Annotated in this window: 24 protein-coding genes and 2 tRNA genes; 15 read left to right on the forward strand and 11 right to left on the reverse strand. The window is 68.7% G+C overall.

Translation table 11 applies throughout. From position 1 onward, the window contains the following. Positions 1–403: 403 nt before the first annotated feature. Together ACIHFD_RS60290 and ACIHFD_RS60295 are read left to right on the forward strand one after the other, a co-directional pair. Positions 404–673, forward strand: a complete 270-nt coding sequence (locus ACIHFD_RS60290) for a WhiB family transcriptional regulator (protein ID WP_397374626.1) — start codon at positions 404–406, stop codon at positions 671–673. A gap of 64 nt (positions 674–737) precedes the next feature. Beyond that, complete coding sequence (locus ACIHFD_RS60295; RefSeq protein WP_397374628.1) at positions 738–902, forward strand: hypothetical protein; 165 nt, start codon at positions 738–740, stop codon at positions 900–902. Between the two features lie 289 nt (positions 903–1,191). Here ACIHFD_RS60295 and ACIHFD_RS60300 read toward each other — a convergent pair whose 3' ends face one another. Then, entirely contained in the window at positions 1,192–1,791 is a 600-nt protein-coding gene (locus tag ACIHFD_RS60300; RefSeq protein ID WP_397374629.1) for a hypothetical protein, read from the reverse strand. Between the two features lie 78 nt (positions 1,792–1,869). On the opposite strand from ACIHFD_RS60300, the gene ACIHFD_RS60305 reads away from it, so the two are divergent. Then, positions 1,870–2,499 carry a TetR/AcrR family transcriptional regulator gene (locus ACIHFD_RS60305; protein ID WP_397374630.1) on the forward strand — a complete coding sequence of 210 codons (630 nt, stop codon included), beginning with the start codon at positions 1,870–1,872 and terminating at the stop codon, positions 2,497–2,499. 175 nt (positions 2,500–2,674) lie between these two features. Here the strand turns inward: ACIHFD_RS60305 and ACIHFD_RS60310 are convergent, their stop codons facing one another. The 3 genes from ACIHFD_RS60310 to ACIHFD_RS60320 form a co-directional block, all read right to left on the reverse strand. After that, a complete protein-coding gene (locus tag ACIHFD_RS60310; RefSeq protein WP_397374631.1) occupies positions 2,675–3,598 on the reverse strand; it encodes an RNA polymerase sigma-70 factor in 924 nt (307 codons plus the stop codon). A gap of 26 nt (positions 3,599–3,624) precedes the next feature. After that, positions 3,625–3,750: a hypothetical protein gene (locus ACIHFD_RS60315; protein ID WP_397374632.1), complete on the reverse strand. Its 126-nt coding sequence runs from the start codon at positions 3,748–3,750 to the stop codon at positions 3,625–3,627. 155 nt (positions 3,751–3,905) lie between these two features. Further along, entirely contained in the window at positions 3,906–4,289 is a 384-nt protein-coding gene (locus ACIHFD_RS60320) for a DoxX family protein (RefSeq protein ID WP_397374634.1), read from the reverse strand. Positions 4,290–4,516: 227 nt separating this feature from the next. Between ACIHFD_RS60320 and ACIHFD_RS60325 the strand changes: the two genes are divergently transcribed. Continuing rightward, on the forward strand, positions 4,517–5,236 hold the full coding sequence (locus ACIHFD_RS60325) for an SDR family NAD(P)-dependent oxidoreductase (RefSeq protein ID WP_397374635.1): 720 nt from the start codon (positions 4,517–4,519) through the stop codon (positions 5,234–5,236). Positions 5,237–6,211: 975 nt separating this feature from the next. Here ACIHFD_RS60325 and ACIHFD_RS60330 read toward each other — a convergent pair. Both ACIHFD_RS60330 and ACIHFD_RS60335 read right to left on the reverse strand, forming a co-directional pair. Beyond that, positions 6,212–7,546, reverse strand: coding sequence for an ABC1 kinase family protein (locus ACIHFD_RS60330; protein ID WP_397374650.1), 1,335 nt, complete (start codon positions 7,544–7,546; stop codon positions 6,212–6,214). A 62-nt stretch (positions 7,547–7,608) separates the two neighbouring features. Continuing rightward, positions 7,609–9,219: a hypothetical protein gene (locus tag ACIHFD_RS60335; RefSeq protein ID WP_397374637.1), complete on the reverse strand. Its 1,611-nt coding sequence runs from the start codon at positions 9,217–9,219 to the stop codon at positions 7,609–7,611. A 752-nt stretch (positions 9,220–9,971) separates the two neighbouring features. Here ACIHFD_RS60335 and ACIHFD_RS60340 point away from each other — a divergent pair. Both ACIHFD_RS60340 and ACIHFD_RS60345 read left to right on the forward strand, forming a co-directional pair. Beyond that, on the forward strand, positions 9,972–10,487 hold the full coding sequence (locus ACIHFD_RS60340) for a M48 family metallopeptidase (protein ID WP_350725375.1): 516 nt from the start codon (positions 9,972–9,974) through the stop codon (positions 10,485–10,487). After that, complete coding sequence (locus ACIHFD_RS60345; RefSeq protein WP_397374638.1) at positions 10,484–11,068, forward strand: hypothetical protein; 585 nt, start codon at positions 10,484–10,486, stop codon at positions 11,066–11,068. Before ACIHFD_RS60340 ends, ACIHFD_RS60345 begins: the two co-directional genes overlap by 4 nt. On the opposite strand, the gene ACIHFD_RS60350 is transcribed toward ACIHFD_RS60345, so the two are convergent. Genes ACIHFD_RS60350 through ACIHFD_RS60360 form a run of 3 tightly spaced genes read right to left on the reverse strand, consistent with a single transcriptional unit; the run spans position 11,055 to position 13,854 of the window. Continuing rightward, positions 11,055–12,041 carry an endonuclease/exonuclease/phosphatase family protein gene (locus ACIHFD_RS60350; protein WP_397374639.1) on the reverse strand — a complete coding sequence of 329 codons (987 nt, stop codon included), beginning with the start codon at positions 12,039–12,041 and terminating at the stop codon, positions 11,055–11,057. The genes ACIHFD_RS60345 and ACIHFD_RS60350 overlap by 14 nt on opposite strands. 32 nt (positions 12,042–12,073) lie before the next feature. Continuing rightward, positions 12,074–12,634, reverse strand: coding sequence for an NUDIX hydrolase (locus ACIHFD_RS60355; protein ID WP_397374641.1), 561 nt, complete (start codon positions 12,632–12,634; stop codon positions 12,074–12,076). Then, positions 12,631–13,854: a zinc-dependent metalloprotease gene (locus ACIHFD_RS60360; protein WP_363971099.1), complete on the reverse strand. Its 1,224-nt coding sequence runs from the start codon at positions 13,852–13,854 to the stop codon at positions 12,631–12,633. Before ACIHFD_RS60360 ends, ACIHFD_RS60355 begins: the two co-directional genes overlap by 4 nt. Before the next feature lie 130 nt (positions 13,855–13,984). On the opposite strand from ACIHFD_RS60360, the gene ACIHFD_RS60365 reads away from it, so the two are divergent. From ACIHFD_RS60365 to ACIHFD_RS60405, 9 genes are all read left to right on the forward strand, one after another. Next, a complete protein-coding gene (locus ACIHFD_RS60365) occupies positions 13,985–15,058 on the forward strand; it encodes an NAD-dependent epimerase/dehydratase family protein (RefSeq protein ID WP_397374651.1) in 1,074 nt (357 codons plus the stop codon). Positions 15,059–15,144: 86 nt separating this feature from the next. Then, the gene (locus ACIHFD_RS60370; RefSeq protein WP_397374642.1) at positions 15,145–15,570 is read left to right on the forward strand and encodes a molybdenum cofactor biosynthesis protein MoaE; all 426 of its coding nucleotides are present in this window, start codon (positions 15,145–15,147) and stop codon (positions 15,568–15,570) included. A gap of 10 nt (positions 15,571–15,580) precedes the next feature. After that, positions 15,581–16,627 (forward strand): PDZ domain-containing protein, encoded by a 1,047-nt coding sequence (locus ACIHFD_RS60375; RefSeq protein WP_397374643.1) that lies wholly within the window; start codon positions 15,581–15,583, stop codon positions 16,625–16,627. Between the two features lie 129 nt (positions 16,628–16,756). Continuing rightward, positions 16,757–19,705: a UPF0182 family protein gene (locus ACIHFD_RS60380; protein WP_397374644.1), complete on the forward strand. Its 2,949-nt coding sequence runs from the start codon at positions 16,757–16,759 to the stop codon at positions 19,703–19,705. A gap of 58 nt (positions 19,706–19,763) precedes the next feature. Next, positions 19,764–19,840: transfer RNA gene (locus ACIHFD_RS60385), tRNA-Met, on the forward strand. Between the two features lie 188 nt (positions 19,841–20,028). Next, positions 20,029–20,105 (forward strand) — tRNA-Met (locus tag ACIHFD_RS60390). Between the two features lie 95 nt (positions 20,106–20,200). Further along, on the forward strand, positions 20,201–20,659 hold the full coding sequence (locus ACIHFD_RS60395) for a group II truncated hemoglobin (RefSeq protein ID WP_350725362.1): 459 nt from the start codon (positions 20,201–20,203) through the stop codon (positions 20,657–20,659). Positions 20,660–20,668: 9 nt separating this feature from the next. Then, positions 20,669–23,164, forward strand: a complete 2,496-nt coding sequence (locus tag ACIHFD_RS60400; RefSeq protein WP_397374645.1) for a DUF4118 domain-containing protein — start codon at positions 20,669–20,671, stop codon at positions 23,162–23,164. Then, positions 23,161–23,844, forward strand: coding sequence for a response regulator (locus ACIHFD_RS60405; protein WP_355197088.1), 684 nt, complete (start codon positions 23,161–23,163; stop codon positions 23,842–23,844). Before ACIHFD_RS60400 ends, ACIHFD_RS60405 begins: the two co-directional genes overlap by 4 nt. Here ACIHFD_RS60405 and ACIHFD_RS60410 read toward each other — a convergent pair. Both ACIHFD_RS60410 and ACIHFD_RS60415 read right to left on the reverse strand, forming a co-directional pair. After that, positions 23,811–23,984 carry a hypothetical protein gene (locus ACIHFD_RS60410; protein ID WP_397374647.1) on the reverse strand — a complete coding sequence of 58 codons (174 nt, stop codon included), beginning with the start codon at positions 23,982–23,984 and terminating at the stop codon, positions 23,811–23,813. The two genes, ACIHFD_RS60405 and ACIHFD_RS60410, sit on opposite strands and share 34 nt — an antisense overlap. A 121-nt stretch (positions 23,985–24,105) precedes the next feature. Further along, positions 24,106–24,504 (reverse strand): hypothetical protein, encoded by a 399-nt coding sequence (locus ACIHFD_RS60415; protein ID WP_363971073.1) that lies wholly within the window; start codon positions 24,502–24,504, stop codon positions 24,106–24,108. Between the last annotated feature and the right edge of the window lie 398 nt (positions 24,505–24,902).

Here is a 24,902-nt window from a genome sequence, read left to right on the forward strand (position 1 = left end):
GAGTCACCGTGATCAGCATTCAGATGCCAGCCACGCAATGGCTCGCTTCCGCATGCCGTAACTCGGTGAGACTCGTCGATGGTCCCACCAAGCTGCGGCAGGAGAAGTCTGCCCGTAGCCAGGCTGCCGCCTACGGCGCGCGCGCCCACTTCGGGGCTGCCACGCCAGCTGCTCCTGTCTACCACGCACGTATCGAACTGCCGGCTTACCAGCTCACCAATGGTGGACTGTGGGGTCCGCAACCCTGGAGGGATACACCGGTCATAACCTGACCGGCGTAGACAGCCCCCAGGCCGCGGATCCTGCACACGGATCCGCGGCCTTACTTATTTGTCCGTGATTCCCGACCACCTACGAGGTGTCCGACCAAGATCAAAAAGATCTGAACAAAAGGAGAAAGCAGATGGGGGCGAAGACGATCATGGACCTGATCGACGAAGCCAAGATCCCCTGCCGTACCGACCCTGACCTGTGGTTCGCCGAGTCGCCGGAGGACGTCGAGTTCGCCAAGGCTCTCTGCGGCGGCTGCCCGATCCAGAAGGCCTGCCTGGCCCGCGCGCTCGAGCGCGAGGAGCCGTGGGGCGTCTGGGGCGGCGAACTCATCCTCAGGGGAGAGATCGTTCCCCGTAAGCGTCCGCGCGGGCGTCCCCGCAAGCACCCGGTCGCTGCCTGAACACCGCACCTTCAACCAGAAAGCGAACAAACCAATGAGCACTCAGATCACGAGGAGCCGAGCAGTGCCGGATCTCATCCATGACCTGGTGAGTGACCGAATACAAACCCTCCACCGCGAGGCGGAGGAGCAACGCCTCATCGCGCGCGTCACCCGTGTGCAGCGTGCGCGGCGCAAGGTCCAGCGGGCGAACGACCGCCTCCGCGAAGCCCTGAGCCGCCAGGTCTGACCGGGGAGATCCTGCCGCCGGCGCAGGATCTCCCCGCAGATCCCATTTCAGAGAGCCGGGCGCCCGAAGCGCCCGGCTCTCCGCGTACAGCTACGCCCCCGATCCTCGCCGCCCGCACCCCGAGCCCCGGACCCCGAACCCCGCCCCCCGAACCCCGCAGCCCGGACCCCCGCAGCCCGGACCCCCGGACCCCGCAGCCCGGACCCCGCAGGCCGCGCCCGCAGTGCGGGGCCTGTCGGACGCCATCGCCTTCGGGTGACGCATCCCCGGAGCCGCCACCGATGATCGCTCAGGCCGTCGGCCGTACACCCGTCGTCCGTGACGGATGCGCGACGAACTCCTCCTCCGCCCGCCACAGCCGGGCCGCCATCCAGGCGACCCCGATCGCCGCCACCACGAGCCCGGCCAAGTAGACCGGCACCGGCACCACGTTCCGCAACGACCCCGGAACCATCCCCGCCGCATAGAGCACCACCCCGACCGCAGGCATGGCCCCGCTCCTGATCGCCGCCACGCTGAAGGTCAGCACCCCCGCCAACAGCACGGCCGACGTGACGAGGAATGCCCGCCCCGTGCTCCCCGCCAGCAGTTCGCTGACCGTGCCCCCGCCGAGGTAGGGGAAGACGAAGTGCAGGATGTACTCGATGGCGAACGCCCCGGCCAGCCCGGCCGAGTTGAGCACGTACCCGATGAGTCCGAGACCACCTGCCGTACCCCGAACGATCAGGTAGATGCCGGTGATCGCGAGGAGACCCGTCAGCGCCCCGAACGGCGCGATGGCGTGCGTGAACGCCGTCTCAGGCAGCAGCCCGGCGCGCCGGGCCGAGTTCACCACGAGCAGGACGGCGCACACGAACCCGGCCGCCGCCGTGACCCGGTAGACACCCATCTCTGGAGCCCTTTCTCTCGGTGATATCAAGCGATAACGCTCGTTATGATGCGCGTTATCGCCGGATATGGTGAGAGCGTGCCGAGAGACGTAAGCACCCCGAAAGAACTCGGCGCGCTGCGCCAGGGCCTGCTCGACGCGGCCATGCGTGTTCTCCGCGAACAGGGCGCCCTCCACCTCACCCTCCGCCGTGTCGCGGACGTCGCGGGCACCTCCACCATGGGCATCTACACCTGCTTCGGCAGCCGCTCCGGCCTCTTGGAAGCGATCTACGAGTACGGCTTCAGCCTCCTCCACGACGCCATGACCTCGTCACTGAACGGCCACGCCGACCCGCTGGCCCGGATCATGGCGGTGGCACGCGGCTACCGGGAGTTCGCGCTGGCGGATCCCGCTCTCTATGCGCTGATGTTCGAGCGCCCGCTTCCCGACTTCGACCCGTCACCCCAGCGCCGGAACGACGCCCTCAACCTCACCTTCGACCTCCTCACCCAAGCCACCTCGGCCGCGGCCCAGGCCGGGCTCATCCAGTCGAACGACCCGATACGTGCGGCGTACCTGGTGTGGACCACGATCCACGGCATCGTCAGCATCGAGCTGACCTGCTCACTCCGCAGCCCGCTACCGGGCTGGTTCCTGAACTCACGCGAGGAAGGCGAGCGCGTACTCACCGAAGGCGTCCACGCCCTCCTCATGGGCCTCACCTGAACGACCGCGGAAGCGGCGCCCGGCCGCCTGCCGTGATGTCGGCACCGCGGGAAGAAGGCCCCTCGCGAACGGCACCGACTCCTACCGGCCGGCCAAGACTCAGGCCGCCACAGCCAAGAAATCCACAGCGGGCTGACAATTCACGACCCACTCGACGTGCAGTAGGTAGTCGCGGCTATTCCGTGGGCCGGCGTGCCTGTCTTACTTCCCGGTCGACTGCCCAGGCGTCCGCCACCGTGCCCAGGTGCCCGAGCTTGTCGGGGTTGATCACCGCGCGGATCGTCTGGATCTGCCCGTCGAGTACGTCGAGCGTCAGGGTGTGGAGCACCTTGCCGTCCCGGTCGCGGAAGATCGCCCCCGGCTGGCCGTTGACCTCGTGCGGCTCGCCCGTCACGCCGATCAGAGCCATCCGAGGGAAGGCAGAGGCGAGCAGCCGGGCCACGTTCTGGGCGCCGATGACGGCCTTGGCCAGCTGCGGGGCCTTTCCGCCGCCGTCGCCGACCATCGACACGTCGGCAGCCAGCAGGTTCTGCAGCCCGACGACGTCGCCTTCGCGGAGAGCGTCGAAGAACCGCGACGCCAGTTCGTCCCGCTCTTTGCGGTCCGCCTCGAAGCGGGGCCGGCCTGCGGCCATATGGCGCCGCGCCCGTACCGCCAGCTGGCGGCACGCCGCCTCCGAGCGCCCCACGGCCGACGCGACCTCGGGAAAGCCGAAGTCGAACACCTCCCGCAGCACGAAGACCGCGCGCTCGAGCGGGCTGAGCCGTTCCAGCAGCAGCAGGGCCGCCATCGACAACGAGTCGGCCAGCTCCGCCGACCGTTCCGGGTCCTGGTACGGGTCGGCGAGCAGCGGCTCGGGAAGCCACGGCCCCACGTACTCCTCCCGCCGGACGCGGGCCGAGCGCAGCACGTCGATGGAGATCCGGGTCACCGCGGCCGACAGGAACGCCTTGGTCGACCTGGGCTCGGTCGGGGTGGCCTCGAAGCGCAGCCAGGTCTCCTGAACCGCGTCCTCGGCCTCGCTCACGCTGCCCAGAATCCGGTAGGCGAGCGAGAACAACAACGGCCGCAGCCCCTGAAACTCCTCGGCCCTGCTCATGCCAACTCCTCCTTGAAACCCTGCCATCACGAGGGGCAGCGCAGCTGCCGGCCGAGCTCCCGCTTGGCCTTGGCATCGGACAAGCCGCGCCCCTCGCCCATCATCGTCACCACCACCTGCCCGCCCAGCAGCCGGGTCGGCCATACGGGCACCCACTTCGGCCACTTCGCTCCCGCACGCTCCGCCAGATGGGGCAGCTCCGCTCCCGCCTGCCACGAACACTCGCATGATCATCTCCCCACGTGAACGACCACCGGCCCCTCTGCGGGCCGGGGTCAGAAGATCGGAAACTGTGCGTCGTCGCCTGTCAGCCGGTGAAGGCCCAGGGACCGAAGCGGCCCCACGCGACGAACATCGCAACCGCGAAATAGATCAGATTCAGCACCACAAACGCGGCTTCCCCACGTCGGCCGTGGGTGATCATCGCGCCGACCATCAGCAGGACCCAGCACACCGCGGTCACCGCCACCAGAACCGGCGCGATGCCGAGCACGGCGGGCACGATCAAGCCCACCGCGGCCAGGAGCTCAAGGACGCCCAGGGCCCTGACGAAGCCGGCGCTGGCGTCCGCGGTCCATCCCCCACCACGGAGCACAGCCAGCTTCTCCCTGGGCACGAACGTCTTGCTGATCCCGCCGCTCACCGCAACCACGGCCAGCAGCCCGGCAGCGATCCACAACGCGAGGTTCATCGTCCACTCCTTGACAGAGAATTGCCTGCACCCCCTAGACGAGACAGCAACCCTCGCCAGTGACATCGCGTGCGTACGGCCATCTCGGGCACGTCCTCACCCCGCCGGCAGGCTGATACCCGCCACCGGCCCGTAAGGGGCTCCCGATCGTGAGGACGCTCACACCGTGTCACAGCCCAGCGGGGCGTCTCGTCTCAGAGGGCATGACGAACTCGGAACAGACCACAGTGCTGATCACCGGCGCCAACAAGGGGCTCGGTTTTGAGGCGGCCAGGCGGCTCGGGGAGCAGGGCTGGACGATCTTCCTCGGCTCGCGCGACGAAGAGCGAGGGCGGGTGGCCGCCGCCAAGCTGACCGACGGCGGCGCGAACGTGGTCATGGTCCCCCTGGACGTGACCTCGGACGAGTCGGTGAAGGACGCGGTACGGCTCGTTCGCGAGCACACCGACCGACTGGATGTGCTGATCAACAACGCCGGCGCGCCGGGAAGCGTCGTCGCGCCTGCGGACGCGACGGCTGACGAGATTCACTCCGTCTACGACACCAACGTGTACGGACCGATCAGGGTCACGCACGCGTTCCTTCCCTTGCTGCAGGCGGCGGACAATCCGCGGGTGGTGATGGTGTCCAGCGCCGTCGGTGCCTTCGCGGTCGTGACCGATCCGGAGCAGCCCGCCTCGAAGATGCACGAGCTCGCCTACAGCTCGTCGAAGGCAGCACTGAACATGATCACCGTCCGGTACGCCCAGGCGCTCCCAGAGATCAAATTCAACCTGGTCACTCCCGGAGAAGTGGCCAACCGCAAGTTCGCCGCCACCGACATGAACCATCACACCGGCCAGCTGACGGTCACCGAGGGCACCGACCCGATCGTCAAGCTCGCAATGATCGACGCCGACGGGCCAACCGGCATCTTCATCGACCGCCTTGGCCCCGTTGCCTGGTGACTGCCCGGAACTCGGGCACCGGTACCCACCGGCAGGTAGCGTCCGCGGGCACGGTCGCCCGTGACGCCTACAGGCCACGCCTCGCATTGCCATAACGGTTCCGGTGCCCTGACCTGCGAGAAAGTCCCCCTAGGCGCCGACCGGCGGCCCCCTCACCCACACGCCCGCTTTCGACCGCTCATAGACGACACCAAGACACGAACGACCCGTCTGGGAGATCGAGCCCCGGACGGGCCGCTCGTCGGCATGGGTTCGGAATCGTCGGACGACGTGCCCTGCTGCTGCCCGTCCACTGACCCTGATGTCGGCACCGAAAGACGGGGACGTGTCTTGGTGCGTGGTTCCTGGCCTCGGCTCGACACTGCCGGAAGGCGTGTCCTGATGCTCGCCTCTCGGCCTCGGCTCGGTGCTGTCGGAAGGCGTGTCCTGGTGCGTGGCTCCTGGCCTCAGTTCGACGCTGCCGGAAGATGTGCCCTGGTGCTCGGCTCTCAGCGTCGGTTCGACACTGCCGGGGGATGTGCCGTGTTGCTCACCCACCGGCGCCGGCTCAGCACCCTGGAGGGGGTGTGCTGACCATCAGCGCCGGTGGGATCACCGAGCATGGCACGGGCACATGCACGGGCCTTGTGGACCGAGCCGGCCGGAGGTCACGGACCCGGACGGGCCGTTCCGGAAGCCGGATCGGTCACGGACATCGGGGCGCCGCACTCACTTCAGGCACCATGACGCCGAACCGTGCGCGAGCTCATGCCGGCCTGACCGCGTTCGTGCTACCCGTGCCATGGGGGGTGGGGGAGCGAGTGGGTCCGCGGAGGTGGTGAGCAGGCGCGCGGATCGGCGCATGTGGATCCTTTCGCGTTGGTAACGGCTTGCACTCGTATCATTACACAGCGAAGTCAGAAGTTAACCTGATGTTCAGTAAAATCCTTGCGGCCCGCCAACAAGCCGCCGGATCAGCCCCAAGGGCCGGGACGATCAACCGATGGCCAGGGCCTCGTCGTTGGGATCATCGGCGAAGCCGGGAACCCAGCGGATCACCTCGTCGCGGAAGCGCGCCGTGGTGCCCAGCTGGCACAGGACGCCGATGCCCGCCGCGTGGACCCGGTGGATGAGCACGTACGAGGCAGGCAGGTTGAGCTGGCGGACCACGTTGGTGGGCCGCAGATCCGCCACGCTCGCGGCCTGGGCCTGCAGCCACTCCCGGCTGAACGTGAACTCCTCCACCGCCGTGGGCTCCACGTACGGCGCGAGAAAGGCCCGCAGCGCGTCCGGATCGATCTCTATGTTGCTGCGGATGAAGCCTTCCCGGCGCAGGCCCGCCGTGACGGTCTCCATGTCGCCCTCGTTGAAGATCCTCGTCAGCCGCCCGAACGCCTTGGGGTAACCCCCCGGCAGGCGATTGACCGCGCCGAAGTCGAGGACTCCGAGCTTGCCGTTGGCCAGCATGCGGAAGTTGCCCGGGTGCGGGTCGGCGTGGAGCATCCCGACCCGCGCGGGGGAGCAGAAGAGGAAGCGTACGAAGAGTAATCCCGCCCGGTCGCGCTGCTCCTTGGTGCCCTCGGTGATGACGCGGGACAGCGGGGTGCCGTCCATCCACTCGCTGACCAGCACCAGCTCGTTGGCCGCGACCACATCGGGGACGTGGAAGTCGGGATCATCGTTGAACTCCAGCGCGAAGGCGTGCTGGGCCTCGGCCTCCCGGAGATAGTCGAGCTCCTCCGCGACCCGTTCGCGCAGCTCCGCCAGCACGGCCTTCACGTCGAGGCCAGGCAGCAGCACGCCGAACAGTTTGCCCAGCCGCGCCAGCTGCGCGAAGTCGCCGAGCAGGGCCTTGCCCGCCCCCGGATACTGGATCTTGACGGCCACCTCCCTGCCGTCGTGCCACACGGCCTTGTGCACCTGGCCGATGGACGCCGCGGCCGTCGGTTGGTCGTCGAACGACAGGAAGTTTTCCCGCCAGTCGTCACCCAGCTGCTCGGTGAGCACCTTGTGGACGGTGGACACGGGCAGCGGGGGAGCGGCGTCCTGAAGCTTGGTCAGCGTGGCTCGATAGGGACCGACGATCTCCTGCGGCAGCGCCGCCTCGAAGATGGACAGCGCCTGCCCGAGCTTCATCGCGCCGCCCTTGAGCTCGCCGAGCACCTTGAAGATCTGCTCGGCCGTACGCTGCTGAACCTCCTGAGCCACGATCTCCGCAGACTTGCCGCCGAGCCGCTTGCCCAGCCCGAGAGCGGCGCGGCCGGCGAAACCGAGCGGAAGGGCGGCCAGCTTGGCGGAACGCGTGACAGCACGGCGCGGAAGATCGCTCACCCTCATGCGCGGAACCTCGACGAGATGCCGCTTCCCCCCTTCATGGTCATCCTCTGAGCACGTCAGTCGCGGTTAGGAGACATGACCATTCTTAGCGAATATGGATTGTTTCGCATACAACGACATTGCGGATGTATGGCCCACGACCGTCTTTTCCAGCGCCAATCAGGTGTTACGTCCATTGTGCCGTTGGTCACAGCCGACTCTCTGCCATCAAGGTAGGCAAGCGCATGGCCCGCCACCGCCGCCGCGACCAGCGCCGCCAGGGTGACGTCGCAGGCGATCTCGCCCGGCGGATAGCCACCCAACCGGGCGGTGACGATCGGCCACATCGGGTCGCGATCCCGCCGCGTCAGGTCCAGGCAGTGCAGGCACGCCGTCTTCCCCGGGATGACCAGCGGGCCCACGGTCCCGTGCCCTTCGAAGGCCGAGGCCAGGAGGTGCGGGATCCCGAGCGAGGTCAACTCGTTGACCAGCACCCCGTCGAGAGGGGCGACGGGTGTGAGTATGACGAGGTCGGGGCGGTCCGACTGATCCCCGAGGTAGGGGCCTCCCGCCATCGCGTTGATGGACGGCCGCCACGCGCTCTCGTCGTCCTCGGTTTGGGAGATGTGGGTGCCTTGTGTAGCTCGGGTGGTGCGAGGACCTTTCCCGGCTTGCGGGCATTGGGGTTGGGCGGGCTGGGCGGTCGGGGTTCCTTGGGTGCGGGGGCCGTTTGCGGTGTCGCGGGGGTTGTCGCTTGCGGGGGTGGAACCGGTGCCGGCGATGGCGATGGGCTTGCCTGGGTTGGTGCCGGTGGTGGCGATGGGTTTGGGCGTGGCGGTGCCGGTGGTGGCGATCGTCTGGGGTGGGTTGGCGCCGGTGGTGGCCATGGGCTGGGCCGCGGCGGTGCCAGCGGTGGTCTGGGGTGGGACGGTGGCGGCGGTGGCCATGGGCTGGGCCGCGGCGGTGCCGACGGTGGGCTGAGGTCGGGCGGTGCCGACAGTGGGCTGGGGTGGGACGGTGGCAGTGGGCTGAGGTGGGGCGGTGTGGAAGGGGGCGGGAGGTGCGGTGTCGGGGGAGGCGGCCGGACTGCGCCGCTCCGTGGGGGTGCGGCCGCCTGAGGTGAGTCGCCTGGCGACCATCGCGGCGCCGACCTCACGAGGGAGGCCCACCTCCGCCCACGTCAGGCCGCCCGGTGTGATGTCGCACGGGCGTGCCGTGGACGGGTCGAGGATCCGGATGGTGCCGACTCCGGAGGCGGCGAGCAGGGCGGCCACCTGGGCGCCCACCCGGCCCGCCCCATACACGCGCACCCGCCGCTCGCGGCGGCGGGCGATGAGGCCGATCGCGCCGTCGGGGGCGGTCGAGGCGAGGTCGAGGGCGTCAAGGTCCGGTCGCAGGCGGTCCCGTTCGGCCAGGGAGAGGTCGGCGATCGGCGCGGGGCTGGTGGCGGCGTCGTGGAGAGCGCCTTGGGCGGCGAGCTGATCCAGCAGGGAGCGGGCGCGGATCTCGTCCAGGCCGGCGGCGGCCGCGTCGTTCAGGACGCACTCCAGGTCGCGGGTGCCGTCGAGGCTCTCTATCCATCGACGGACGGCCTGGGTCAGGCCGCTCAGCAGGACGGCCCGGAGAGGGTGCGCGCCGTACTGGAGTGTGTGCTTGTCGCGGATGATGCGCCGGAGGGCGGGCTTCACACGTGGCCTCATGGCGGGAAGGGTTCCATGCCGGAGCAAGATCCCGAGGGGGTTCGGTGATGGCTGTGGATAACTACGGGTCGTGAAGGCGCCTGTGGAAGCAAGCAGGTCAGAGCACCGATGGGCGGCATATCCCGTTGATGACGGGCAAGGTCACCCACCCGGTTGGCCAGGGAGGGCTGGGGGCGGTTGCGGGTGAGCCGTGTGGCGGGCGTCGGAACGTGGTCTCGGACGGTGGCTGTCGGGTGGTTGGGGTGAGGGAGGGGCCCTTGGGGGTCGGAATGTGGTCTCGGACGGTGGCTGCCGGATGGTGTGGTGCGGGTGGTTGGGGTGAGGGAGTGGTCCTTGGGGCACGAAAGGGTGGCCTCGGGGTTCCAAACGCAGGGGCGTGACGCGGCCAAGGAGGGCGGCTGAGGGGGATCGCTAGATAAAAGGTCTGGTAAATCAAGCTTTCCCGAAAAATGACCGAATGTCGGAAGCTCGAGGGGCCGGAATGAAGATCATTTAGAACGCTCCCATCACCACAAGACCCCGCAAACTACCCCAGAACCAAGACCATCAAGGCTTGGAAGCCGTGCTGAGGTGGGAATCTTCCGTCTGGCCCATGACCACGGCCTCCACCCGCATGATCAGGCGCTCGACGCCCATCGGGAAACGCCGCATGCCCAAATTCACCGGCTCTTAATCATCTGACCAGCAGAAACAACGTCCACCCTCTGTGGAATTTCGCCAGGGTCGGCTACCGTGCATATGTGCCCCCCGAGACAGTCGAGGTTCGTCGCAGTTCTCGTCGCCGGCGTACGGTCTCCGCCTACCGCGACGGCGACAAGACGATCGTGCTCCTGCCCGCCTGGCTGAGTGGCGAAGACGCAGATGAATGGGTGAGCCGGATGCTCGATCGGCTGGCTGCGAAGGAACGCCGACGAAGGCCCACCGACGAGGCGCTGCTCGAACGAGCCAGAGAACTGTCGGCGAAATTCCTCAACGGCATGGCGGAGCCGGCGAGCGTGCGCTGGGTCGACAACCAGCAGCACCGATGGGGCTCGTGCACCCCCGAGAACGGCACGATCAGGATCTCGACCAGGCTCAAGGGCCTGCCCGAATGGGTCATCAACTACGTGATCATCCACGAGCTGGTGCATCTGCTGGTGCCCAGCCACGGTGCCAAGTTCTGGGCGCTGGTAGAACAGTATCCCAAGGCAGAACGCGCGCGCGGGTTTCTGGAGGGATTCTCGGCCGCGGCCCAGACGGCACCGGAGGAGTGTTGACGCGCATCGCCGCGGTCCTGGTACGACAGCGCATGGCACAGGCGGCGCCCCCGGGCGTGGATCCCGCACGCTTCCTCGAAGCGGTGGCGGAGGACACCTACGAGATGGTCGCAGGGCTGGAGCTCGTCACCCCGGTCCTGATCACCAGCGTTCCAGAGCTGGAGGAGATCGTCTGGCCGGGCACCGAAGTAATCACGATAAAAGACGACGAACCGCTAAAAATCATCCTTCAGCGCCTCAAAGCCGACCAAGTCGCAGTGATCAGCGCGGACGCGCCCGACCTGCCGCCCCTCCTCGTCGGCAAGCTGTTCAGGGAGCTCGGCAGGGCCGAGATCACCATCTGCCCGGCGGAGAACGGCGGCGCCGTGGCCATGGCCTGCGCGCTCCCCCCGCCCACCTGGGCGGACCCCGACCTCGACGACGAGCGGATCGTGGCCACCCTGCGCGCCCAGGCCCCGGGCCCCCGTAAGGTCGCCACCACCCCGGGCTGGCACCGCCTGCGCACCCCCGAAGACGTCGAACGCCTCGACCCCGGCCTGGAAGGCTGGGAAAGCACCAGGGCGCTGATCAGGGCACGGTGAGCTCGGCCAGCACCGCCCGGTGGTCGGTCCTCGGCACGTCGCGCACGCTGACCTCCTTCACCCCCACCCGCTCGTCCACCAGTACGTGGTCGATCGTGATGATCGGCGGCACCCGCTTGTTCGCCGGCCACGTCGGTATCAGCCCGGCCCCCACGGTGCCGGCCGCGTCCTTGTAGCCGCGAGCCAGCAGCCCGCGCAGGGCGGCGTGGTCGAGGGAGGCGTTGAAGTCACCCGCGATGATCCGGATCCGGTCGGGGGAAGTGGAGGGAAAGGCCGCCATGGCCTCGTTCCACTCGATGACCTGGGGCCCGAGCGGTGGGAACGGATGCGCGTCGATGAACTCGATCGGCTTCCCGCCCGGCAGCGAGATCAGCGCGGCGGGCATCTGGTGCCCGACCGGCGGCATCAGGTTCCACAGCGGCTCCACCGGATGCCTGGAGTAGAGCCCGCTCCCGCCGGCGCTCCACTCGTCCTGCAGTACGCGGTACGGCATCAGCTCCTTGAGCCCGGCCTCGTCGAGGTCGGTGACCGCCCCGGGGGTGAGCTCCTGCGTGCTCAGCACGTCGGGCTGGAACTCGTGTACCAGCTTCATGATCGTCGCAGTGTCGGCCCGGCCGAACAGCATGTTGATCGTCATGACCTTCAGCGGCCTGCCCGTGGTGGCCTCCGCCCTGCCCAGAGCCCTGGGCAGCACGCTGAAGCCGAGTGCGGTCGTGGCCAGCAGCGCGACGGCGGTCGCCGCCCGCTTACGCCCGACCGCGGCGATCAGGAGCGGGACCAGCGAGCCGGCCGCGGCGTACGGGGTGGCGGTCATGATCTGCGTGGGCAGCGACCCCCGCTCCAGACCGGCCACCCGCACCACGGCCCACGCCGCGAACGGGGTCACGGCCAGCCAGGTCAAAGTAGTCGCGGGGAACCTCCGGCGCTTGCGCCCGGGTGTCACGATCGTGCCGCCGACGGCAGAAGTCTCCACGCAGCCCCCTATTTGGAACGACGCAAAAGACTCTAGCCAAACGCGCGTGAGCCCGAGCCAAGAGCCGCCTGTCCACGTGCGGCCAGCCGCCGCGTCGCCTCGTCGGACAGCTCGGGGATCGCGTCCACGGGGAACCAGCGCAGGTCGAGCGACTCGTCACTGATCACGGCCTCGGCGCCGGGCGGGGCCACGGCCGCGTACTCGACGTCGAGATGCCAGCTGTACGGGGGATGGCACCACACCTCGTGCCTGTCGACCGCGAGCGGCCCGGGCAGCAGCTCAAGCCCGGAAATTCCCGACTCCTCCCATGCTTCCCGCAGAGCAACATCCACGAGCGACATGTCGGAAATCTCGCAGTGGCCACCCATGGGCAGCCACTTCTTGGCCTTCGGATGCAGCGTGAGCAGCACCTGCGTGCCGTCGTGCGACAACACCGCCGTCGTCGCCGTCAGATGCCCCGGTACGCATTCCCGCAGCATCGCGTCATCATGCGCACGCAAATGCTCCAGGAACTCCAGGCGCAACGCCTCTTCCTCGGGCGTGGGCGCGCTCCACGCGGACAGCACCGCCACCGCGTCGCCGTGCAGGCTCAACTCTCGTCGCCCTTGTCGCCCTTGTCACCTTCGTCGTCCGGCTTCGCCTCCAGCTGGGAGATGTCCCAGGCCGCCTCACCGCGTACGAACGCGTCGGGATCGTCGAGGTCGTCGGCCGTCGGCATGAGATCGGGGTGGCCCCACAGCGCGTCGCGCCCCTCGAGCCCGCGCTCGCTCTCCAGCGCGCGCCACAGCGCCGCCGCCTCACGCAGCCGCCGGGGCCGTAGCTCCAGCCCCACCAGCGTGCCGAACGTCAGCTCCGCGGGCCCACCGGTCGCGCGCCGCCGGCGTACGGTCTCCGCCAGCGCCACGGCGGAGGGCAGCTTGCCCTCGGCGGCCTGGTCGACCACGGTGGCCACCCACCCCTCGACCAGGGCGAGCATCGTCTCCAGCCGCGCCAGAGCGGCCTTCTGCCGCTCGGTCTCCTCGGGCTTGAGCAGGTTGCCCCCGCTCAGCGCCTCCTGGATCGCCTGGGGATTGTTGATGTCGAGGCCGCGGATCTGCTCCTCGAGCGCCGAGGTGTCGACCGTGATGCCCTTGGCGTATTCCTCGACCGCGCCCAGCAGGTGGGAGCGCAGCCACGGAACGTGCTGGAACAGCCGGTGGTGCGCGGCCTCGCGCAGCGCCAGGTAGAGCCGGATCTCGTCGGCCGGGATCTCCAGCCCCTCGCTGAACGAGGAGATGCCCCCGGGCAGCAGCGCGGCCGTGTCGGACAGCGGCAGGCCGATGTCGGTGGTGCCGACCACCTCGCGGGCCAGCGAACTGATCGCCTGCCCGATCTGCTGGCCGACCATCATGCCGCCCATCTGCTTGAGCATGCCGAGCAGCGGACCGGCCATCTGCTGGGCCTCGGGAGGCAGCCCGGATCCGCCCAGCGCGCCGCCCATGGTCTCGACCATGCGCTCCGCGATCGGCTCGCAGAGCTTGCGCCAGACCGGGATGGTGTTCTCGATCCACTCGGACCGGCTCCAGGCCTGCGGGTTGGACACGCCGCTCGGCAGCGTCGTCGCCTCGTTCAGCCACAGGTCGGCCAGGCTCAGCGCGTCGACGATCTGACGGCGCTCGCCTTCCATGACGCTCGGATCGCCTTGGGCGACCACGGCGTGCCGGGCGATGTTCTTCGCCATGTCCCAGTTGACAGGGCCTGAACCCTGAGGCGCCGACAGCATGTCGGCGAACTGGCGCATCGCCTGAGCCATCTGCTCAGGGTTGCCGAACATGGCGAACGGGTTCTCGTTAGGGTCGTTTTCGCGACCTGGCAGGTCAGTCACCGCTCTACCTCGTGCAGGATGGAGGAGTCCACATCCGCCACGTTAGTCGTCCTACGGCGGATCAGTGCAAAGTGAGGACCTGGTGCCTACCTCGAAACGCCCGAGCCAACCCGTAGTAGCCGTCACCGGAGCGGCCTCCGGCATAGGCCGAGAGCTGCTCGCGAGGCTCGTATCCTCCGCGGATTTCCGCAGGGTGGTGGCCATTGACGAGGAGCGCGGTGATGTCGGGGAAGCCACGTGGAGAGTGATCGACGTACGGGATCCGCTCTTGGCGAACCGGATCTCCGACATCGACGTCCTGGTCCATCTGGCCGGTGACTACGCCGTCGACTCCGACCCGTCCGAGCGGCGCGCGTACAACCTGCGGGCCGCCCAGACGGTGCTGACCGCCTGCGCGGCGGCGCGCGTGCGGCGTGTGGTGCTGGTCACGAGCGCGATGGTGTACGGCGCCGCGCCCGACAACGAGGTGCCCCTGCCCGAAGACGCCCCTGTGGCGGCCGAGCCCGACACCGGCGTCGTGGGCGACTACCTGGAGATCGAGTCCCTGGTACGCCGGTCGCTGCGCAGCCACCCCGGTCTGGAGGTCACCGTGCTGCGCCCGGCCGCGGTCGTCGGCCCGGGAGTGGACACCGTCATCACCCGTCACTTCGAGTCCCCCAGGCTGCTGACGGTCAAGGGCTGCAACCCGCGCTGGCAGTTCTGCCACATCGACGACCTGGTCTCGGCACTTGACCTGGCCGCCCGCGGCGCCGTCACGGGCGTGGTCGCCGTCGGCTCCGACGGATGGATGGAGCAGGAGCAGGTCGAGGAGCTGTCGAGCATCCGCAGGTTCGAGCTGCCCGCGGGGCTGACGTTCAGCACGGCCCAGCGCCTCCACCGGCTCGGCATCACCCCGGCCCCGGCGACCGACCTGCACTACGTCGTCTACCCGTGGGTCGTCGACTGCACGGCGCTGCGCGAGGCGGGCTGGAAGCCCTCGTGGACGAACGAGGCCGCGTTCGAGGAGCTCCTGGAGCTGCGCGAGAACAGGACGACCGTGGTCGGCCGGCGCCTGCCCGTCAAGGAGGCTACGCTCACCGCGGCCGGCGCCACCGTGGCCGTCATCGGCACCGCCGCTATCGTCCGCCAGGTGCGCAAGAAGCGGCGCGGCTGAGAAATCCGCCGTCAACCCGGCCTTGACCAGGTACGACGGCGTTTCGGGAGTCCAGCGGGCGGATTTCTTGTTGGTAGGCTCTTTGCGTGGACGTCATCCGGTTGCTCGGCATTCGTGATACCGCGCTCTCCGTCGACGAGGTGCTGGCCGCCGTGGGCGACCACGCCGCCGGCGGCACCGCCCTCTTCGTGGGCACCGTGCGCGAGCAGGACCACGGAAAACCGGTGACCAGGCTCTCCTACTCGGCCCACCCCTCGGCGGAGGCCGAGCTGCGGCAGGTCGCCGAGAAGGTGGCCGCCGACTTCCCCGTGACGGCGCTGGCCGCCGTCCACCGCGTGGGCGACCTGGAGCTGGGAGAGGCGGCCGTCATCGTCGCGGTGGCCGCACCCCACAGGGACGAGGCGTTCAAGGCTTCGAGACGGCTGATCGACGACCTGAAGGCAAACGTCCCCATCTGGAAACACCAGGTGTTCGCCGACGGTGAGACCGAATGGGTCGGCGCCGGCGAATAAGCTCATCGACATGTCACGACGCGCCCTGACCCTTCTGCTCGCGGGATTCCTTGTGCTCGCGCTCGGCGTGGTGGGCGCGTTCAGTCCGGTCCCGTACGTCGTGCTGAGCCCCGGCCCGACCGAGAACACGATCGGCGAGGTCGACAAGAAGCCCGTGATCTCGATCAAGGGGCGGGAGACCTACCCGACCAGCGGTGCGCTGAGCCTGGTCACGGTGGCCTACCAAGGCGGCCCGGCCGCCCAGATCGACCTGCTGACGGCGTTGCGCGGCTGGATCGACCCGACCGTGGCGGTGGTCCCGCAGGAGACCATCTTCGCTCCCAACCGCGACCCCAAGGAGGTCGAGGAGGAGAACACGGTCGAGATGACCAACTCCCAGGACTCCGCCAGGGCCGCCGCCCTCAGCGAGCTCAAGATCCCCTTCAACATGGTCGTGACCGTGGTCTCCACGGAAAAGGGCCGGCCCGCCGACGGCAAGCTGCTGAAGGGCGACGAGATCAACTCCGTGGACGGCAAGCCCGCGAAGGACGTCGACGTCGTGGGCGACGCGGTCAAGGCACACAAGCCGGGCGACAACGTGGCCTTCTCCGTCACCAGGGGAGGCCAGAAGCTCGACGTCACGGTGCCCACCGTGGCCGGGCCCAAGGGGCAGACCCTCGTGGGCGTGGTCATGCAGGCCAAGTACAAGTTCCCGTTCGACGTCGACATCAACGTCGGCGACGTCGGCGGGCCGAGCGCGGGGCTGATGTTCTCGCTCGGCATAGTCGACAAGCTGACGCCCGGTGAGATCACCGGCGGCAAGCGGATCGCCGGCACCGGCACGATCCAGCCGTCGGGAGAAGTCGGCGCGATCGGCGGCATCGCCCAGAAGATGGTGGGCGCGAAAGACTCCGGCGCGACGGTCTTCCTGACGCCCGCCGACAACTGCGCCGAGGCCATGCAAGCCGTGCCCGACGGGCTCCGGCTGGTCAGGGCCGACACGCTGCATGACGCGGTGCTCGCGCTCGACGTGCTGCGCACGGGCAAGGGAAACGTGCCCGCGTGCGAGGCCGGATGAAACTTCTGGAGCTCGCCGTGCGTTAGCCGTAGGGCTGGCACTGCGGTGTAAGTTGCCAGACACGGACCGTTTCTTCATCACGACGAGGGGTTGGCCTTGAGCTTCCGGACCCCAGGAGCCGGTAGGGCGATGCGCTTGCCCCGCCGTCCGAGACTGCTTCTGCCTGTGGCGATCGCTCTGGTGGCGATCGTGGCGCTATTTTTCCTATTTTCCGGTATTTATACCGACTATCTATGGTTTGACGCGGCCAAGTACACGTCGATCTTCACCGGCGTCCTGCTGACCGAGATCGTGCTGTTCCTGGTCGGCGCGCTGCTGATGGTCGGCATCGCGGGCGGCAACATGCTGCTGGCCTTCCGGACGCGGCCGATGTTCGGGCCGGCGATGTTCGGCGGGGGCAGCGGCGCCGACCGCTACCGCATGGCGCTCGACCCCCACCGCAAGCTGATCTTCATTGTCGGCATGGGCCTGCTCGCCCTCTTCTCCGGCTCCTCCTTCTCCGGCCAGTGGGAGACGTGGCTGAAGTTCGTCAACGGAGAGTCGTTCGGCAAGCAGGACACGCTGTTCGGGCTGGACATCTCGTTCTACGTGTTCGACTACCCGTTCATCCGGATGGGGCTGAACTTCCTGTTCACCGCCGTGATCATCTCGATCGTGCTGGCGGCGATCACGCACTACCTGTACGGCGGGTTCCGGCTGCAGTCGCCGGGCGTGCATGCCTCCAGGGCGGCCCGCGTCCACCTGTCGGTGCTGCTCGGCGTCTTCGTCCTGCTGAAGGCCGTCGCCTACTTCGTCGACCGTTACGGCCTGGTCTTCTCCGACCGCGGGTTCGTCCACGGCGCCTCCTACACCGACGTCAACGCCGTCCTGCCGGCCAAGACCATCCTCGCGATCATCGCGCTGATCTGCGCCGCCCTGTTCTTCGCCGGCATCTTCAGGCCCGGCGGCATGCTCCCCGGCGTCTCGGCCGGCCTGCTCGTGCTCTCGGCCATCCTGATCGGCGGCGTCTACCCGGCGCTGGTCGAGCAGTTCCAGGTCAAGCCCAACCAGCAGGGCAAGGAAGCGGCCTACATCCAGCGCAACATCAACGCCACGCGCGAGGCGTACAACATCGACAAGACCGAGGTCGAAAACTACAACGCCGAGTCCGACCCGTCCAAGGTCCAGAAGGAGGGCGACGCCTCCGTCTCCGGCGTCCGGCTGCTCGACCCGGCGCTGCTGTCCTCGACGTACGAGCAGACGCAGCGCATCCGCGGTTTCTACAACTTCGGCGACACGCTCGACGTCGACCGCTATCCCGACAGCACCGGCAAGCTGGTCGACCACGTCGTCGGCGTGCGCGAGATGACCGGTCCGCCCGAGGGCCAGAACAACTGGATCAACCGGGCCCTGGTCTACACGCACGGCTACGGCTTCGTCGCCGCGCCGGGCAACCAGGTCGACGGCGGCGGTCTGCCCAACTACGACGCCAAGGACATGCCGGTCACCGGCCCCCTGGCGACCACCACCGGGCTGCGCCAGCCGCGCATCTACTTCGGCGAGGAGCCGGCCGCCGAGGAGTACATCATCGCGGGCGGCAACCCGAAGACGAAGGAGCTCGACTACCCGCAGACGGGCGGCACGGGCCAGGCCGACAACATCTACGACGGCAAGGGCGGCGTCCGCGTCGGCTCGTTCCTCAACAGGCTCGTCTACGCCGCCAAGTACGGCGAGGCGAACATCCTGCTGTCGGGCGACGTCAACGACAACTCCCAGATCCTGTACGTGCGCAACCCGCGCGACAGGGTCCAGAAGGTCGCGCCCTTCCTCACGCTCGACGGCAACCCCTACCCGGCGATCGTCGACGGGCGCATCACCTGGATCCTCGACGGCTACACCACGTCCAACGACTACCCGTACTCGCAGAGCGAGAGCCTCGGCGACATGACGCGCGACGCGTCCACCGACCGCCGCGTGATCGCCCAGCAGCCGAGCGACAAGGTCAACTACATCCGCAACTCCGTCAAGGCCACGGTCGACGCCTACGACGGCACGGTCACGCTCTACGGCTGGGACACCAACGACCCGCTGCTCAAGACCTGGAGCAAGGCATTCCCGGGGGTCATCCGCCCGGCCTCGGAGATGAGCGCCGACCTGCGCAACCACGTCCGCTACCCCGAAGACCTGTTCAAGGTGCAGCGCTACACGCTGTCGCGCTACCACATCACCAACCCGGCCGCCTTCTACAACGGCCAGGACTTCTGGAACGTCCCGGGCGACCCCACGCAGAACGACAAGAACATCAAGCAGCCGCCCTACTACCTGACCACCACGATGCCGGGCGGCACGCCGACGTTCTCGCTGACGACGACGTTCGTGCCGCGGCAGGGGAGCGCCAACCTGTCGGCGTTCATGGCGGTCGACTCGTCGGCCGGCTCCGGCTACGGCCGGCTGCGCATCCTGCGCATGCCGTCCAACACTCCCATCCCGGGCCCTGGACAGGTGCAGAACGCCTTCCAGAGCCGCCTCGCCGGTCAACTCAACGTGATGGGCGTGGGTAGCTCGTCGCTCCGGTACGGCAACCTGCTGACGCTGCCGTACGCGGGCGGCCTGCTCTACGTCGAGCCGGTGTACGTCCAGGTGGCCGCGGGCGGTGGCCAGGAGCCGTACCCGATCCTGCAGCGGGTCCTGGTGTCGTACGGTAACAAGATCGGCGTCGGGCCGGACCTGGAGAAGGCGCTCGCAGAGGTCTTCGGCGGCCAGCAACAGCAGCCGAACACCCCCACCGAGCAGAACGTCCCCAACCAGGCCAACACGGCGATCAACTCGGCGATCGCCAATGCCAAGAAGGCGTACGAGGACGCGCAGAAGGCCCTGCAGTCCAGTCCGCCCAACTGGGACGCCTACGGCGAGGCGCAGAAGCGGCTGGAGGAGGCGCTGAAGGCGCTGGAAGGGGCCAACGCCCAGCAGCCCAAGCCTTCGGCGACCCCGTCGGCCACTCCATCCGCCAGTCCGTCGGCGACCCCGTCGGTCGCGCCGTCGAGCGCGCCTTCCGTCTCGCCATCGCCTACGGGATCGCAAGCGGCAGGCACGTCCTAGCCCAATCGGTTTGCGTCCACCCCTCGTCGCCCACTAGTCTTTAAAGGCAACAACGCGACGCGGGGTGGAGCAGTTCGGTAGCTCGCTGGGCTCATAACCCAGAGGTCGCAGGTTCAAATCCTGCCCCCGCTACCAGCCCAGAAGCCCGGGCTCCTTAATCGGAGTCCGGGCTTTTGCTATTGGTCCCACGGGGGTCCGGCGATGCGTTCCCCGACCTGCGTGGGCCGTCCGCGGCTCTTCCTCAAGGGACGGCGGGCAGTTCGGAGTCGGCGTTGGTCAAAGCACCGTCGCGGGCCCTGTATAGTTATATCCAGAGACACCGACGCGGGGTGGAGCAGTTCGGTAGCTCGCTGGGCTCATAACCCAGAGGTCGCAGGTTCAAATCCTGTCCCCGCTACCAAGCCAGAGTCCCTGGTCACCGGAGAGATCCGGAGACCAGGGACTTTGTCGTTTCCGACCTTGCCGCCGTCGCCCGGCGAATGATTACATCATTACATGAGTGAACCCACCCTTTACGACTGGGCCGGCGGCACTGAGGCGTTCGAGCGGCTCACCGAAGCGTTCTACCGCACGGTCGTCAAGGACGACCTGATCGGCCCGCTGTTCGCGCACATGGACCCCGATCACCCCAAATATGTGGCGATGTGGCTCAGCGAGGTCTTCGGCGGCCCCGACCGGTACACCAAGGAACGCGGCGGCTACCCGAACATGCTCCGTCACCACCTCGGCAAGGCCATCACCGAGCCCCAGCGCCGCAGGTGGGTGAATCTCCTCATGGACGCGGCCGACGAAGTGGGACTGCCTGACGACCCCGAGTTCAGGGCGGCGTTCGCCGGCTACGTCGAATGGGGCACCAGGCTGGCCAGGCACAACTCCCAGCCGGACGCCACGCCTCCGCTCGAGGCTCCCGTGCCCCACTGGGGTTGGGGGGTCGCGCCGCCGTACCAGCCGTAACCTGGAGGAATGGGGAGCACGTCCCGCGGGAGGCTGCGCGTTCACCTGGGTGCGGCGCCCGGCGTGGGCAAGACGTACGACATGCTGAGCGAGGCGCACCGCGCCCGCGAACGTGGCAAGGACGTGGTCGTGGGCTTCGTCGAGACCCACGGCCGCGCCAGGACGGCCGGCCTGCTCGACGGACTCGAGATCCTGCCGAGGCGGACGATGACCTACCGCGGCGCGACGTTCACCGAGCTGGACGTCGATGCCGTCATCGCCCGCGCCCCCACCGTGGCGCTGATCGACGAGCTCGCCCACACGAACGTTCCCGGCTCCCGCAACGTCAAGCGCTGGCAGGACATCGACGAAGTGCTCGACGCCGGCATCGACGTCGTCTCCACCCTCAACATCCAGCACCTCGAATCCCTGAACGACGTGGTCGAGCAGATCACCGGCGTGTCGCAGCGGGAGACCGTACCCGACGAGGTGGTGCGGCGGGCCGACCAGATCGAGCTTGTCGACATGGCGCCCGAGGCGCTGCGCCGGCGGATGGCACACGGGAACGTCTACCCGCCCGATCGCGTCGACGCCGCGCTGGCCAACTACTTCCGCGTCGGCAACCTGACCGCCTTGCGGGAGATCGCCCTGATCTGGCTAGCGGACAAGGTGGACGAGCAACTCGACCAATATCGCGCCGACCATGCCATTGCGGGCACCTGGGAGGCCCGCGAGCGCGTGGTGGTCGCCCTCACCGGCGGCCCGGAAGGGGACACGCTCATCCGCCGGGCCGCGCGCATCGCGGCCAGGAGCAAGGGAGCCGATCTGCTGGCCGTGCACGTCACGAGCGCCGACGGCCTGACCTCCGGCGGCGACCCCGCGAACCTGGTGCACCAGCGGGCCCTCGTCGAGGCCCTCGGCGGGTCCTATCACCAGGTGGTCGGCGACGACATCCCGCACGCGCTGCTGGAGTTCGCCCGTGGCGTGAACGCCACCCAGCTCGTGCTGGGCGCGTCGCGCAGGGGACGGCTCGCGCAGATCGTCGCGCGCGGCGTGGGTGTGACGACGACGGCGCTGTCCGGGTCGATCGACGTGCACATGGTGACGCACGAGGCGACCAGGACGGGCCGCGGGCGGGCGCGGTCGAGCGCCACGCTGACCCGCAGGCGGCGGCTGTCCGGCTGGGGGCTGGCGCTGCTCGGGCCGCCGCTGCTCACGGCCGCGCTCCGGCCGCTGGGCCTGTCGCTGCCCAGCGAGATCCCGCTCTTCCTGCTGCTGGTCGTCGGGGTGGCCCTGGTGGGCGGCATGTGGCCGGCGTTGACGGCGGCGGTGCTCGGGTTCGGGCTGCTCAACTGGTTCTTCACGCCGCCGCTGCACACGTTGACGATCGCCGAGCCGCAGAACGTGCTCGCGCTGACCACGTTCGTGCTGGTGGCGGTCATGGTCAGCACGGTCGTCGACCTGGCGGCCAGGCGCAGCAGGGAAGCGGCGCGCTCGCGGGCGGACGCCGAGGTGCTGTCCACGCTGGCGGGTCACGTGCTGAGGGGTGACGCGGCGTTGCCGTCGCTGCTGGCCAGGACGCGGGAGACGTTCGGTTTCGGCTCGGTGACCTTGCTGGAGCGTACGGACGACTGGCACATCGTCGCCACCTCGGGCGGCGTGCCGTGCACGAGCCCGGGTACGGCCGACACCGACGTCGTGATCGACGAACGGCTCGTGCTCGCCGCCCGGGGACGGCTGCTGGACGCGAGCGACCGGCGGGTGCTGGAGGCGTTCGCGGCGGAGGCGGCGGTCGCCCTGCGCGAGCAGCGGCTGCGCGAGGCGGCCGAGCAGGCCGAGCCGCTGGCCGAGGCCGACAGGATGCGCACCGCTCTGCTGGCCGCCGTCAGCCACGACCTGCGTACGCCGCTCGCCTCGGCCAAGGCGGCGGTCGAGAGCCTGCGCAGCACCGACGTGACCTGGTCGGACGAGGACCGCGGCGAGCTGCTGGCCACCGCCGACGAGTCGCTGATCAAGCTGGACCGGCTCGTCGCGAACCTCCTCGACATGAGCCGCCTCCAAGCAGGCGTGCTCGGCGTGAACCTGGAGCCCGTGGCGATCGAGGACGTGCTGCCGCACGCCATCGACGACCTCGGCCCGCTACGCGACCAGATCCGCAGCGACCTCCCGCCCATCGTCCCCGAGATCATGGCCGATCCCGCCCTGCTGGAGCGCGTGCTCGTCAACGTCATGTCGAACGCCGTCCGCTACAGCCCCGACGGCGAGCCCGTGGTCGTCAACGCCAGCTGGCACGGTGACAACGTGGAGATCCGCATCATCGACCGGGGCCCCGGAATTCCGCCGGAAGCGCATGAAAGGGTGTTCATGCCGTTTCAGCGGCTCGGCGACCGCGCCAGTCACACGGGCGTGGGGCTCGGCCTGGCGCTCTCGCGAGGCCTCACCGAGGCGATGGGCGGCACGCTCGTGCTGGAGGACACGCCCGGAGGGGGACTGACCATGACCGTCTCGCTGCGGAGACACGCGTGACCCGCGTGCTGGTGGTGGACGACGAGCCGCAGATCCTGCGTGCGCTGCGCGTCAATCTGGCCGCCCGGCAGTACGAGGTGGCCGTTGCGGCCGACGGCGGCTCGGCGCTGCGCCAGGCCGCCGAATGGCATCCCGACCTGGTCATCCTCGATCTCGGGCTGCCCGATCTGGACGGCGTGGAGGTCATCGAGGGCCTGCGCGGCTGGACCGCCGTGCCGATCATCGTCCTCTCGGGGCGCGCGGACAGCACCGACAAGGTGGACGCGCTCGACGCCGGCGCCGACGACTACGTGACGAAGCCGTTCAGCGTCGACGAGCTGCTCGCCCGCGTCCGCGCGGTGACCCGCCGCACGGGCCAGCACGAGGAGGAGACCGCCACGGTGCGGCTGGGCGATCACGTGATCGACCTCTCCAGCAAGACGATCTCGGGAGGGGTACGGCTGACGCCCACGGAGTGGCACTTCCTGGAGATCCTGCTGCGCAACCCGGGCAAGCTGATCAGCCAGCGCCAGCTGCTGCGGGAGGTCTGGGGAGACTCCTACCTCAAGGAGACGCATTACCTGCGCCAGTACATGGCCCAGCTCCGGCGCAAGCTCGAACGGGACCCCGCCCGTCCGGTGCACCTGCTGACCGAGTCGGGGATGGGCTACCGGTTCCAGCCGTCGGCCTCCTCCGAGTAGCAGTGGGCTGACGGCCTGACGAGCATCACGACCGCTCGCTGTACGGCCCAGCCCAGGAGCAGGATCCCGAAGGCCACCTGCACGACCCGCATCCAGAGGGAAGAGCTCTGATCGGCATAAACCACGATGCCGACCCACATAAGGCCGAATATCCCGACTAGTGCGACTGCCGCCCAGTTCAACCCGCGCTGCCACATATGCGAAGTCTTACAGCCGGTCAGCCAAGGCCGGGTATGGGCCGAGTGCTCATCGGGTCAGCGGCTAATGCGGGAGGGTCCGCCTCATGCCGACGCACCGGCGCAGGCGCATTCCGCGCGGGCGCTGGGGGACGGACTCCTCCAGGCAGGCGAGCAGCAGGGCCGCCGTACGGGCGTCCGCCAGGATGCGCTGCACGGCCTCGCCGTCCTCCGGCATCTGGCCGCGCTCGGACAGCTCGTGCTTGAGGAACGCCATGGGGTCGGGCGCGTCCGCGATGTCGGCCGCCACCGTCGCCCGCGCCGCCGTGAGCAGACGCAGGTAGTGGGTACGGAGTACGGCCTCGCGCATACGGGCGTGTTCGAGGTCGTCGATCAGCGTCCTTGCGATTCTCAGCAGGTCTCCGGCATGGGTCGCCTCGTCGGCGAGGAAGGCACGGATGTCGTCGAACTCCGAGCGGGTCATAGCGGGCACCTCCGAGAGCGCAGTCTGCTCGTAGGTACTTCGTACCTGGCAGCGATTGCGGATGACTTGCCGACGGCTTGACAGCTGGGGCGCCGACCTGGGTGTCCTTGGTGAGGTTTGGGCGTTGCGTGGTGAGGGAACAACCACGTGATTACCTGAGTGGCGCGAAGTGGGTGCGTCAGGCTGCTAGAGTTGCTTCGCGCAGGGCGGCCGAGGGAGTCCACAGAGACTCCCGGAGACGCCCGGCAAATCCCACTTACTTCGAAGGTCGCCCTTCGGTGGATTCGCACCGGATCGGATGGCCTGGTAAGTTAGAGGGGTTGTCCCGGAAGCGGGGCGGGTCTTAATTCCAGCAGGTCGAGCAAGTCGGGTCAATTTGACAGGGACTTGAACGGCTG

Source organism: Nonomuraea sp. NPDC051941, assembly GCF_044593615.1.